9 protein-coding genes and 1 pseudogene are annotated in these 13,342 nt (G+C 36.1%); 2 read left to right on the forward strand and 8 right to left on the reverse strand.

The window, feature by feature from the left end; genetic code table 11:
- Positions 1 to 41: 41 nt before the first annotated feature.
- A complete protein-coding gene (locus tag AC1D0Y_RS14540) occupies positions 42 to 1,580 on the reverse strand; it encodes an ABC transporter substrate-binding protein (RefSeq protein WP_060747492.1) in 1,539 nt (512 codons plus the stop codon).
- A gap of 291 nt (positions 1,581 to 1,871) precedes the next feature.
- Between AC1D0Y_RS14540 and AC1D0Y_RS14545 the strand changes: the two genes are divergently transcribed.
- Complete coding sequence (locus AC1D0Y_RS14545) at positions 1,872 to 2,618, forward strand: gamma-glutamyl-gamma-aminobutyrate hydrolase family protein (protein ID WP_060747493.1); 747 nt, start codon at positions 1,872 to 1,874, stop codon at positions 2,616 to 2,618.
- Between the two features lie 148 nt (positions 2,619 to 2,766).
- On the opposite strand, the gene ppsA is transcribed toward AC1D0Y_RS14545, so the two are convergent.
- The 7 genes and pseudogenes from ppsA to AC1D0Y_RS14580 form a co-directional block, all read right to left on the reverse strand.
- Complete coding sequence (gene ppsA, locus AC1D0Y_RS14550; protein WP_477707725.1) at positions 2,767 to 5,373, reverse strand: phosphoenolpyruvate synthase; 2,607 nt, start codon at positions 5,371 to 5,373, stop codon at positions 2,767 to 2,769.
- A 346-nt stretch (positions 5,374 to 5,719) separates the two neighbouring features.
- Positions 5,720 to 6,103 (reverse strand): hypothetical protein, encoded by a 384-nt coding sequence (locus AC1D0Y_RS14555; RefSeq protein ID WP_253352663.1) that lies wholly within the window; start codon positions 6,101 to 6,103, stop codon positions 5,720 to 5,722.
- A 247-nt stretch (positions 6,104 to 6,350) separates the two neighbouring features.
- Positions 6,351 to 7,572, reverse strand: a pseudogene (hmpA, locus tag AC1D0Y_RS14560) (NO-inducible flavohemoprotein).
- A gap of 543 nt (positions 7,573 to 8,115) precedes the next feature.
- Positions 8,116 to 8,493 carry an SMI1/KNR4 family protein gene (locus AC1D0Y_RS14565; RefSeq protein WP_253352659.1) on the reverse strand — a complete coding sequence of 126 codons (378 nt, stop codon included), beginning with the start codon at positions 8,491 to 8,493 and terminating at the stop codon, positions 8,116 to 8,118.
- 13 nt (positions 8,494 to 8,506) lie between these two features.
- The gene (locus AC1D0Y_RS14570) at positions 8,507 to 9,022 is read right to left on the reverse strand and encodes an SMI1/KNR4 family protein (protein WP_060747497.1); all 516 of its coding nucleotides are present in this window, start codon (positions 9,020 to 9,022) and stop codon (positions 8,507 to 8,509) included.
- Between the two features lie 121 nt (positions 9,023 to 9,143).
- A complete protein-coding gene (locus AC1D0Y_RS14575) occupies positions 9,144 to 9,428 on the reverse strand; it encodes a YolD-like family protein (RefSeq protein ID WP_081085343.1) in 285 nt (94 codons plus the stop codon).
- A 14-nt stretch (positions 9,429 to 9,442) separates the two neighbouring features.
- The gene (locus AC1D0Y_RS14580) at positions 9,443 to 10,708 is read right to left on the reverse strand and encodes a Y-family DNA polymerase (protein WP_477707726.1); all 1,266 of its coding nucleotides are present in this window, start codon (positions 10,706 to 10,708) and stop codon (positions 9,443 to 9,445) included.
- Between the two features lie 1,088 nt (positions 10,709 to 11,796).
- Here AC1D0Y_RS14580 and brnQ point away from each other — a divergent pair.
- Complete coding sequence (gene brnQ, locus AC1D0Y_RS14585) at positions 11,797 to 13,149, forward strand: branched-chain amino acid transport system II carrier protein (RefSeq protein ID WP_060747500.1); 1,353 nt, start codon at positions 11,797 to 11,799, stop codon at positions 13,147 to 13,149.
- Positions 13,150 to 13,342: the final 193 nt, after the last annotated feature.

A 13,342-nucleotide genomic window follows, 5' to 3' on the forward strand; every position in this document is an offset into this window, starting at 1 on the left:
CAGAGAGCCATAAGCTCTCTGTTTATTAGGTTAATAAGATATTATTTTGTTAAACTCATATTGTAGAAAATTGGACCTAAATTATACTCATAGCCGTTTGCGTTGTTAGAAACGGCATTGATGTTCACTTTATGACCAATAAGCGTAAACGGCAGCTCGTCCCATACGTATTGTTGAATCGCATCAATGTCACCGCGAGCTTCTTTAACAGAAGGAGCAGCTTTAATTTTGTTTAAGTAGTCCATTGATTTTTCAACTGATGTACCTTTTGTAGTCCAGAATCCTTGGAAGATGGTAGAACGAGCGTTCCAGTCAACAGGATAGATGTCCCATTGGCTTGTATCACTCATTTTATCGCTGAACGTCGCCCAGTCGTATACTTCGAGTTTTACATTCATACCGATGTCTTTTAATTCTTGTTGAACCACAACAGCTGTATTGTATTGATCTTGGTAATCACGAGACGCCATTAAGCGAATTTCTTCTCCGTTATAACCAGATTTCTTTAAATATTCTTTTGCCTTTTTCTTATCATGCTGGTTGTATTCTTCTTTTCCAGCTGTACTGTAGTAATTTGGATACTCTTTGTTCACAATGGATGAAGAAAGCTTGTAATAATCTGAGCTTCCGTAAGAACTGTCTAAGATATCCTTTGAGTTAAGAGCTGCGTTAACTGCTTTTCGTGCATTGATGTCTTTAAAGACGCCTTTATCTGCGTTGTAGAAAAGTCCCATAAATCCGCCTGGTGATGTTTCTACTTTTGCATTTTGGCTGCCTTCAACTTGTTTGGCATTATCACTTGATACAGATAGCACAACGTCAAATTGTCCGGTTGTAATACCAGAAATCCTAGTTGACTCATCGCTTACGAAACTAATCTTAATTTCATCGACGTGAGGAGTTTTCTTAACTTCGCGGCCTTTCGAAGAATAATCTTTAAATTTCTCTAATAAAAGATATTGATTTTTCTTCCATTCTTTTACTTTATATGGACCTGTTCCTATGTAGTCTTTGATCCCTTCATCAGATGCATTGTCAACGACTTCTTTTGGTAAAATAGCTGCTGCAGGGATTGGATCAGCTAATAAAGAAAGCGTGTTAACATTTGGTGATGGTAAATGAAGTTCTACCGTATAATCACCGGTTTTGGTCATTTCAGCACCAGAGAAGTTTGTTTTTCCAAGGGATGATAGCTTAATCCAGCGGTTAATAGAAGCGACAACGTCATCTGCAGTCATTTCTTTACCATTATGGAATTTAACCCCTTTTCTTAATTGGAACGTGTATGTTTTTTTATCATCGCTAATATCTACTTTAGACGCTAAGTCAGGCTTAGGATTTCCTTTATCGTCTAAAATCATTAGTCCTTCGTAGATACTGCGCGTTGCGTCTTTCACATCTGAGTCCCCAGTAATTTGAGCATCTAGCGTTGCTGGCTCACTTTGAGACGCGACGTTTAGCGTTCCGCCTTCTTTTCCTTCTTTTTCACTTGAAGAATTTTTGCTTGCGTTACCACTGCACCCTGCTACCATGAGGACAATGGTTAAAAGAGAGATGAAAAGTAAATAAGTCCTTTTCACTAAAATCACTCCTATTTCCTTGTATAAAATTTTAATCCGACTATAATAAGAAGAATAGTAGGAATGTGAACAATTGTAGCACTACCTTCTACCTTTGGCAATTAGTATTTTTGACACACAGAGGCTATTATACCATTTTCTATTAAATAAATATGGTATATATGTATAATAGTTGAATAAAAGAACCATTTATTTCTTATAGAGCAAGCGGTTGAGAACACTTTATCAGCGCATTACAAAAGAAAAAACATTTCAAGAAATGGTAATTTAACAAAAAAGGAGAAAACAACAGTGGGATTTTTAATTGGTATATCAGGAAGCATTATTGTGGATCAAGGAGGACGCTTTCCAGGCTATAAGCGAGCGTATGTGAATAACGACTATATCGAATCAACAGCGCTCAGCGGCGGAGTTCCTTTCATCTTGCCAGTGCTAAAAGACGAAGAAATGATTAAAGCGCAGGCAGAAAGTATAGACGGGTTGATTTTATCAGGTGGACAAGACGTTAATCCCCTTTTATACGGAGAAGAACCGACAACCAAAACAGGTTCCCCTTTTTTAGCACGAGATCAGTCTGAACAGCTATTGTTAAAGCATGTGATCGATCAAGGAAAGCCCGTGTTAGCGATTTGCCGCGGCTTACAAATTTTAAACGTTGCTTACGGCGGCACTCTTTATCAAGATATGTCAGACATTAAAGAGTCATTTATCAAACATGATCAATACAACAATACAAGCGACCCTTCTCATTCCATCATGATTAAAGACGGAACACGCCTGCATGACCTTTACGGTAATCAAGCTCTTATTAATTCATTCCACCACCAAGCTATTAAAGACGTAGCGCCAGGTTTTGAAGTTTCCGCATGGGCAAAAGATGGAGTCATTGAAGCCATTGAAAAACAAGGAGAGCAATTTGTAGTCGGCGTCCAGTGGCATCCAGAAATGATGGCAAAAGAACATACTTCAATGCTAAACTTGTTCAAACTGTTTATGGAGCATGTGCAGCAGTCGGCTGTAAAGAAAGTCAGCATTTGATGTTCTACTGGTTCACCAATATGAAAAAGGCAGGCCGTTATAACGGCCTGCCTTTTTGTATTGACTGAAGATACGTATAGGAATCTAGACAAATTTTCATCTATTAATTAGGTAAAAAGAAGAAAAACAGCGCAAGCATCTTTAGCTTTTACAATAGTTCAATATACCCTTCTGTTCCATGTACGCGAATTCGCTGTCCGTCTTTTATCAGCCGAGTAGCATTCTCTACTCCAACAACCGCTGGCAATCCGTATTCACGTGCAATGACTGCCCCATGAGTCATCAGTCCGCCAACTTCCGTAACAAGCCCCTTTATCCCTACAAATAACGGGGTCCAGCTAGGGTCAGTAAAGGAAGTGACTAATATATCTCCCTCTGATAGATTAGCATTTTCCATATTTAAAATGACGCGTGCTCGCCCTTCTATCACCCCTGCCGAAACCGGTAAACCTACAATTGCCTGGGACGGGAGGTTTTCTCGTTTGTACGCACCGGTAATAATTTCACCTTGAGACGTGATCACACGCGGAGGTATTAGCTTTTCATATAATTTGTACTCTTCTTTTCGCTTGCTGATGATTTGATGATCAAGCTTATATGTGCGCACGACTTCTTGAAGTTCTTCAAACGTCAAATAGTATATATCTTCTGATTCATAAATAACGCCGGCTTTTACGAGCTGAGCGGCTTCTTTCAAAAGAGCCTGTTTATAAACAAAATAACGGTTAATCATGCCGTATTTGGGATATTCACGATAACCGATAAAATTTCGGAGGAGATCAATTCTTTCTTTTGTTTCTTTTGCTTTTTGTTCACCATCCGGCAATTGCTTTAATCGATTTAATAACTCTTGCTCTTTTTTCAAGGCTTCCTGCAGACCTTTTTTAAATTTTTGTTTGCTAGCGTTAGCCTCAAAGTTTTTAATATTACCAAGAATCACAGGAATAAGTGCAGCCGGTTTTTCGCTCCAGCGAGTTTTCGTAATATCGATTTCGCCGGGACATCGCATTCCGTATTTGCTGAGATAATTATAGATAGCGTCTTGAGTTTTCTCTCCGCCTTCGAACTTAACTAGTTTCTCCAAAAAATTATCATCTTTTCCATGTTTTAAATAATGAATCACTTCTGGATAAGGACGAATCACATCTGCGACATCCAATAGTGCCAGACCCATTTCTGAAGTAATATTGTTTGGTACGGATTGAGAAAGCACGTCTGCTGCGTTTTTTTCACCTAGCCACATCTCCATTTTTTCATTGATCCATGATGAAGCATCCATAGCGGTCATAAACACAGCTGTACTTTGTGGATCAAATAAAATCTTCTTTAATGTCCCGATATCTTCTGAAATAAAATCGACTAATTCCGAACCAGATTTCGTTTGGATGGTTTGCTTTAGCTCTTCTATTGATGCTTGATTTTTCTTGATCAAGTCAGAAACGATTGTCGAGTCGTTTTCGATTTGTGCCTTAGGCTTCGTAGGCGGCACGCTTTTTTTGCTTTTACCAGAACTTTGATCATTTGGTAAAGGTTTTATAAAGTCTCCTCGCTCCATTATGCTTGTAAGTGCGTCTTTCATGAGCGGATCATGTTGTCCCATGGCACCTAACATCATTTTTCTGCTGTCAGGTGAAGCCAGCATAGGGGTGACATCAACAAACAGCCTTCCACCGGCTGTACGCATCGGTGCATTAGTCGTTAACAGAAAAAAAGACAATCCCAGTGGTTTCATGGCATCGGTCATCATTTGCTGATGTCCAACAGATACATAAACGCGATTTTCCTGATCATGTGCTTCAGGAATTGGATATAAAGTAGTGATTGGACGACTTTGGACAATATAAAATGTATCATCAGCCAAGCACCATTCAATATCTTGAGGACAACCAAAGTAAGCTTCAAGCTGTCTTCCAACGCGTGCTAGATGTAAAATTTGAGGTTCAGTGAGCGCTTGCGTTTTTTGCAGATCAGAAGGAACTTCCTTGGTTTCTGTTCCGCCTTCTTTTAATCCGTAGATAGCTAACTTTTTAGCTGCTATTTTTCTATCGACGATTTTTCCTTCTTGTACTTTATAGCAATCGGCAGAGACTAAACCAGACACCAGCGCTTCTCCAAGTCCGAATCCTGCATCAATGGATAGCAGCTTTCGGTTAGAGGTAACGGGGTCAGCGGTAAATAAAATACCTGAAGCCTGCGGGAAAACCATTCGTTGAACAATAACAGATACGTGCACTTGACTATGGTCAAATCCATTTTTAATCCGGTAGGTTACCGCGCGATTTGTAAACAGGGACGCCCAGCATTTGCGTATATGCTCAAGGATTGCTTCTTTGTCTCTGATGTTTAAATAGGTGTCATGCTGACCAGCAAAAGAAGCATGTGGCAAATCTTCAGCAGTCGCACTTGAACGAACGGCATAAGCATGCTCTTCCTCGAACTGAGAGAGAGAATGAATAACTGCTTTTACAACGTCAGAAGGAATTTTTATTTCCAGAATGATTTGGCGAATTTTTTTGCTGATTTCACTAATTTGATCTCGATCATCTGCTTTTAGCATCGTCAGCTGATTCAGTAACGCTTGAAACGTTTCATTTTGTTCAAGAGCTTTTTGATACCCGGCCGCTGTCACACAAAACCCTTCCGGTACTTGTATTCCTTGAATTTTTGATAACGCCCCTAAATTTAAGCCTTTTCCTCCAACAAGTGAAAGCTGTGTATCTTTTATTTCTTGAAAGCTAAGAACTAAAGAGTTCATTCAACATCTCTCCTAACCGGTAATGTTTTATTGATTTTACCAGCAGTAAATGAGAATAAACAGTCTATATCGACGTTTTTTTATATGGTATAATTAAAGTAGGAAGAGAAATACATACCTTTTTGTTTGCGGTTACATATTTAAAAGTTGTATAACTAACTTATCTAATTGATTCGTATCCTTTTTAAAGCAGGTAAGTACACGTTTGAAGGATTTGTTGATCTTCCTCATTTAACACTTTCTTTTTAGAGGATAAAATTTCAGCAGCTCTCCTCATTTTAACCCTTCTTTCATTTGGTCACCTGAAGAGTCTAGCTCATTAGATGATTAACTCTCTTTTTTTGAACTATTCCGAAACCACAGTATTACGAATGTATCTCTTCGCTCGCTTTCGAGCAAGTGTATAAATAATCACCTGCAGCACAAGCGCTGCAAGGCTTATGAGTACTACTTGTTCGACAGAATTAAAGGGCGAAAAATATTTCTCCCATTTAGAATCAGGAAGCCTTAATGCGTTATAAAAATATGAAGTACTAAAAGAAATTATATTTCCTAAAATAAGTGATAAATCCGCTCTAATAAGCCCACTTAGATAAGACAGTGCTAGTGTAACTATGGCCATGATTATATAGTTTACCTTTGAATCATCTTCAAAATCCTTTCGCATAGATAAATAAACATATGGAATGCAGTAAATGGTAAAAATCATAAAAGGAAGTAGTCTTCTCATATAGTAATCTCTCCAATATTTAGGATTCGACATAGTTCTCTATTATTATAAATTATCAAAGATGATTTTTTCCAGTTTTTTGTACATAGAGAGTATAGAAGTATCTATATATAATGATCGTTTTTAGAATTGCTCCTTAAGGCAAAGTAAAAAAGCACTCACAGGAGTGCTTTTTTACAGCATATTTATTTAAACAGTACGTGTGTTTCAATCGAATACTTTTCATTTACTGGTAAATATTACTTCTTTATTTTTCTCCTAAAATGGTTACAGGGCTAAATACCTCGTAATGAATACGTTCGTTTGGTATATCCCATCTATGTAGTGCTTTAAGAATAGCTTCCATAAACGGAATCGATCCGCAGAAATAAAAGACAGCTTCTTTTGAAGGAACAACGGATTGTAACAATTCTAAATCAATATAACCCTCTTTATCAAAATCAGTACCAAGGTGATCCCCTTCATTAGGCGAACTATAACAGATGAAGGAGGTAACATTTTCGCTATTTCTATTTAGTTGAGCCACATGTTCTTTAAAAGCATGCGTTTTCCCATTAATACTTGCATGAAGAAAGGTAACCTTACGTGTAGGTTGTTTTTCTACAATGGTATTCAGCATACTAAGCAAAGGTGTAATACCTATACCTCCACTAATTAGCACAACGGGAAGTTCACTGTGATCAAGTACAAAATCTCCAGCGGGAGCTGAGAACTTAAGAATATCTCCTGTCTGAACTTGTTTATGTAAATAGTTTGACACGATTCCTGCTGGCGCACCGTCATGTGCATCTTCTCGTTTTACACTAATTCGGTAATAATCCTTTCCAGGGGCTTCAGAAAGACTATAGTGGCGAATATGCGTGTATTTCTCTCCCGGAACATTTGCTGCTAATGTAAGGTATTGTCCTGCTTTATAAGAGGCAATTTCTTTCTCATTTTTAGCTTTTAAATAAAAAGATGTTACATTATCACTTTCTTCTACTTTCTTATCTATATAAAAGCTTTGATATCCTTCCCAACCTCCAGGTTGACTCTCTGTCTCTTCGTAAAGAGCTTCTTCTAGCTCAATAAAAGCATTGGCAATATATCCGTACGCTTTTCCCCATGCTTCAATAATCTCATCTGAAGCTGTATCTCCTAAAACATCCTTTACTGCTTGAAGTAAAGTTTCACCAACGACTGGATATTGTTCTGCCTTTACCCCCTATCGCACGATGTTTTTGTGAAATTCGTTCAATTACAGGTTTAATGGCTTCTAAGTTTGTAATATGTTCCCCAGCAGCATACACGGCATAGCCTAATGCTTCCTGTTGAATTCCTCTTTTTTGATTTGTTTGATTGAACATATTATACAAATCCGGCGCTTTTTCAAATAACAATTCATAAAATCTCTTTCCTATTTGTTTACTATGTTCTTTTAAAACTGGCACTGTTGATTGGACAATTTCAATCGTTTTAGAATCAAGCATATAACATCCACCTTTTAAGAATTTTTCATATGTATTAATCTTTTTTAATACTACAATTTAATATGGATAAATTTGGATTATCCTATACGGGAATGAAAATACTAACTCTAGTTAACGTAATGAATAGGTTCTTTAAGAAACAAAAGAACAATCTCCCCTTTTTGTACATCATATTTTCTGTGGTTAAACAAACTAATAAAAATTTGTTGAATTAGAATTAAATTAGAAAGGTGAATGTCTCTATGACCAACACTTTAAGATATACCTCATTTATACATTATTGGCATGCTTTTGATCATTGTAGCCATATACTATTCAATTGTTAGCAGTATTCAACGATAAAAGAACGCAAAGGATATGAATGCCTTTGCGCCTTCGTATATCGGCAATACAGAAATCGATTCCTACCATCAGTCCCTTCCTTCCTCTACATTCTTTCTAAGTTTAATAGGTACTAAAAAAGAGGACAGTTAGGTATATACTAAACTACTATCTGTCCTCTTCTAGCCGTACTTTTATCAAAATCTTTTAACGAAGCAATAATTAAGTAACATCTTCTACAAACTCTTCTAGAGAAGCATACATTTCTAAAGCGTCCCATTCCCCGATGCCGTGTTCAGCTGTAAAAACTGGATAATCGTCATTCGCTATATCAATAAAAAGCGGGTCACCACCAATTTCTTCATCATACCCTATAACAAACCAGTTTTCTTGCCAATCTCCTTCTTGATTTCCTATAAGAGAATTGGCTTCTAAATCTTCTCTGTAGCCTAATTGTCCATCAAGAAACTCGCTTTTTAGGTAGATATAATAAGGAGTAGAAAGAGTTTCTCCCACTCCATCTTCAAATTCTACTTTCACCGACGTACCTGGAAGTGCTTTGAGAATTTTATAGATTTTCTCTATATCAGGTTTTATCATTTACTTCTCCCCTTTAATGATCTGTATGATTTATCGTGGCTATTACCCATTCTTCTAAGCTGTACGCTATTACTTCACGCTGTTCCCAATCGTGCCAAAAGGTGATAATTTGGCCACTTCTCCCTTCTTTATCAGGATCCAAGTCTATACAAATATCATCTCCTCCCCCATTTGTGGCAATCGAAATCCAACGTGGGTTCCACCAAAATTCTCTTTTTACTGGTCCAATAGGTTCAATTTCTGGAAAATCTTCAAATTCTCCTCCGTCTAAAAGTTCTTTTAATGTTTGCCACGTATACAGAATCTCCTCTAAAGGTAGTAGTGTATAATTATCGATAGCTGCTATATATTCATCACGCTGTCCATTATGTATCATTAACCAGTCTTTAAGGTTTTTGGGGAATGTTAGTCCCATCTTTTGTTCAACCTCTGCAATTTCTAATTCAGAAGCTGCTTCATTAAGCGTTCCTGCTGCTTCTGGTCGATTTATTTTTAACCACTGCTCAAACTCAGTCCAAACCTGCTTCATATTAGGAGCCTCCTTATATAACATCTTTAAATGAATCTATGAAAAATGATTAAATACTTTTTAAGCTTATACTAATTATGTATGGAAATCCTATGTAAATAAACTGTTTTATTATTTTCTACTACACGAAACGAACATCAATTAGCTCGCTTAACCTCATTTTTTCCGTTTGCTTACATCCTTCATCTATAAATACAAATAAACCTCCAAGGGAATCTACAAATTGAATAACTCCTGTTTCCGTTATACATTGCCCGTGCTTGTAATACGTAAGGTATACTTTTTTATGTGTATGGAGCGCTTCGATCAAGGTAAAATTAATTTGTTCCATTTGATCTTCTGTTAAAAAAGGTTGAGGTATTTCTGACTGCTTTTTTATAACTTCTTGTAATCCTCTGTTTTGCATATCATCTTCCTCCTTTATGCTTCATGACCTCCTAAAAGGGCGTTTCGATAACGAGCTGTTGAATGCTTGAGATGGCTTGAAGCTCGCAAAACGCTATTCTTCCCATAACGCATCTGTATTTCATCAATTGTTTTAGCAAGTGCATAGGCTCTTTCCCGCTGGTCAATATCTTCAAATAAACTCATTTGCTCTTCTTCTTGAATACTGGTGTTCGATAAAGAAATTCCAATCGATCGAATGGGCATTCCGCTATCAAACGTGTGTAGTATGGTTAAACAATAAGGAAAGATATCTTGACTTAGGTTCGAAGCCCGCCCCATTTTCTTTTGTCTTGAGAAGCCGCCACCTGTTTGTTTGCTGTAGCCAATGGATAAATGAATAGTTTGTGCCATGACTTGATGCATACGTAAACGAAAGCACACATCGTCTAAAAGCTCTAATAGCAGCAATTCCACTTCTTTTCGATTTATATAGTCTCGAAACAGAATTTGACTCTTCCCGAATGATCGAGAGCTCGGAATATACACGTCAGAAATGCGGCTAAAATCAATCCCATTTGCATGTTGGTGGATTTCTTTTCCCAAGACACCAAATTCTTTACGTAACATCTCTACAGAAGAAAGAGCGAGTTCTTTGATGGAGTGAATGCCCAAACGATTTAAGCGTCTTTCCGTAGCGTATGAGATTCCCCAGAAATCTTTCATTGGGTGAATCGACCATAATTTAAAAGGAATATCTTCGTATCGCCAATAAGCTACCCCTGTTAGGCTATTCTTGGCCTCATGATCTAAGCTCACCTTAGCCAGCAAGAGATTCGGACCGATTCCTGCGGTGGCTGTAAGCCGTGTTTTACGATAAATCTCGTTGATGATTTTACGGGCTAATTCTTCTGGTGTACGAGCGAATAAATGTAAAGAAGCTGTCGCATCAATAAACAACTCATCAACGCTATATGCATGGAAATCTTCAGGAGCGACATACTGTAACACTAAACTAGAAATATAGTTCGAGGCCTTGACATACCTTTCCATGGATGGGTTTACGACATGGATATCTTTCCTTCTAGGAATGTCGAAAAGACGGCTGCCTGTTTTGATCCCTTCTTTCTTTAATAAGGGTGTGGCAGCTAACACAACTGATCCCGACCGCTTTGTATCTCCTACAACTGCCAACTTTGTTTTTAATGGATCTAGCCTACGTATCACGCATGAAACAGAAGCAAAGAATGCTTTCATATCAATACAAATAATGACTCTGTTGGGTAGATATTCATAATCCATTGAAATAACTCCTCAAATAAAGAACGTTTGTTCTCTATTATATACGAACAAACGTTCTTTATTCAATAAAAACTCTAAATTTTTCCCGATTATTGTTACTATAATAAGAGAAAAGAGCATCACATATAAACGGGAAGAACGGAGGGGTGACCTATGAATAGAAAAATGCCTAATTATATTATCTTTTTATCATGGTTTTGTTTTTAGTTCTTTTATGGATTATCTTCTCATTTTTTAAAGGTGAAAATGGACAGTGGTGGTCTATGTATCGTTTAAATATAAAAAATATGGTCCTTGGGCTTTAGAGGTTTCTTACATAAAAATTAGTTTTGCTGCTTTTATCTCTTTATTAATAGCTTATATGATAAGTTTTGGCTTCAAAAAGAAAAGATAAAAAGACCTTAATTAATTTGTTAATAAGGTCTTTTCAGTATATATAAAATTTATGACATATTTTAAAAAAGAAAAAATGATCATTATTACTTATCCTCTGACTGCTTGAATGGAGTACTATAAGATAATCATTCAAAGGAAACAGAAACGTTTGTGATTCTAGACAGTGATTTTACATTAGAAAAGTACTTTGTCTAGAGATAAGCTGTTGATTGTCAAATTACTAGTTCAGGAGATAAGAGTAAGCGTTCTTTATAAGACTTAGAATGCTCCATTTCTTGAAGCAATAAATCAACTACTTTTTCCTTTCAGGTGTTTAGCTAATATTAAAAAGTTTTATAAGTTTCGTAGTACTATATTTCCAAACTTCCTTGCATATCATTCAATCAAATTAATTAAAAGGATAATATACGCGATTTGAATATGATTTATAATTTTTTTAAAAAAATACCGTTATTAACTCACTTAACGTACGCATTTTGAATAAAAATCTGGGTTTTTAATATTATTTTTATTTTAATAATGGATAATGAACGGAAAATTGATAATTTTTTAAATTTTATTAAAAAAGTTTATTTTTTATATTGAAATATGTAATTTGACTGTTTATAATACAAAAAAGATAAGTTATTTGTAATGTAAATTGTCTGAAAATTTAATTTTTTATAAAGAATATTTTTAATGGGGGTTTCACCGTGTCAAACAAAGTACCGTTTTCTTTTATAGTAATCATTGGTTTAATGTTATTTGCATTATTTTTTGGAGCTGGAAATTTAATATTCCCTGCCATGCTTGGTCAGTCAGCGGGAGCAAATATCTGGTCAGCAAATGCGGGTTTTTTAGTTACTGGAGTAGGCTTGCCTTTACTTGGTGTACTAGCTTTTGGGTTCTCCGGAAAAGAAGATTTACAATCATTAGCAAGTCGCGTACATCCTATCTTTGGTTTAGTATTTACAACTGTTCTTTATCTAGCTATTGGACCTTTATTTGCTATCCCACGAACAGGTAACGTCTCTTTTGAAATCGGACTTAAACCTTTCATTTCTGAAGGCTCTAGTTCTATAGCTTTACTCGTGTTTACTATTATATTTTTCAGTATTACATGCTTTTTTTCTCTCAATCCGGCGAAAATTGTCGATATTGTCGGAAAATTCTTAACGCCGATTAAATTAACATTCATCGGAATTCTAGTTCTAGTAGCTTTTATTCATCCTATTGGAAAATTTCAAGCACCCACAGAAAAATATGTAACAAACTCTTTTTTTAATGGGTTCCAAGAAGGATATCTAACAATGGATACTCTTGCATCTTTCGTTTTCGGAATCATTATTATCAATGCAATTAAAGAAAAAGGCGCTAAAACAAAGAAGCAAATTATAACTGTTTGCCTAAAAGCTACAGGAATTGCTGCTATTATTCTTGCAACTATCTATTCAGCCCTTTCATACATGGGCGCCTCAAGTGTAGAAAAGCTTGGGCATTTAGATAATGGTGGTGCGGTGCTAGCGAAAGTTTCTGATTATTATTTTGGAGAATATGGAGGGTTACTATTAGGCTTAATGATCACAGTAGCTTGTCTGACAACTAGCGTAGGGCTTATTACTTCATGCTCTTCTTATTTCCATAAATTATTACCTTCTATTTCTTACAAGAAAATTGCGATTAGCTTATCCGTGTTTAGCGCAATCATCGCAAATGTTGGATTAAATCATTTAATTTCTTTTTCAGTACCTGTTTTAACAGTTCTCTATCCATTAGCAATCGTTCTAATCTTTTTGACTTTCCTTCATTCTTTATTTAAAGGATGTGCTGAGGTATACCAAGGCAGCCTATTCTTAACATTTGTTGTAAGCCTGGTAGACGGATTAAATGATTTTGGCTTACACATTCCTGGTATTGACCAAGTATTTACTTACTATCTTCCTCTTTACCATATTGGATTAGGTTGGATATTCCCTGCAATTATTGGAGGTCTTGCAGGTTATGGAGTCAACTTATTTAAAAATAAAGAGCAATTTACTTCTAAATCAACAAGGTTAAATAAATAATAATTTTACTTTAATTATCTTAAATAAAGCAAATACAAAAAGAGTGAGAGCGTAAAATATCTTGTGTAAATGAATAAATGCAAAAAGGAAGACCTTTTCTTGTAGAATTAAGTCACCACAACCAATTCAAAGAAAGAAGGTCTTCCTATGAATCAGTTTACAACAGATCTTGTTCAAGCTCTAGTCCAAAAAG

Source organism: Priestia sp. P1_B12_1 (genome assembly GCF_056406695.1).

Excerpts from the sequence above, each read along its gene's own strand:
- ppsA (WP_477707725.1), bottom strand. The coding sequence starts at position 5,373 with ATGAACTCTTTAGTTCTTAGCTTTCAAGAAATAAAAGATACACAGCTT.
- AC1D0Y_RS14555 (WP_253352663.1), bottom strand. The coding sequence starts at position 6,103 with ATGAGAAGACTACTTCCTTTTATGATTTTTACCATTTACTGCATTCCA.
- AC1D0Y_RS14565 (WP_253352659.1), bottom strand. The coding sequence starts at position 8,493 with ATGATAAAACCTGATATAGAGAAAATCTATAAAATTCTCAAAGCACTT.
- AC1D0Y_RS14570 (WP_060747497.1), bottom strand. The coding sequence starts at position 9,022 with ATGAAGCAGGTTTGGACTGAGTTTGAGCAGTGGTTAAAAATAAATCGA.
- AC1D0Y_RS14575 (WP_081085343.1), bottom strand. The coding sequence starts at position 9,428 with ATGCAAAACAGAGGATTACAAGAAGTTATAAAAAAGCAGTCAGAAATA.
- AC1D0Y_RS14580 (WP_477707726.1), bottom strand. The coding sequence starts at position 10,708 with ATGGATTATGAATATCTACCCAACAGAGTCATTATTTGTATTGATATG.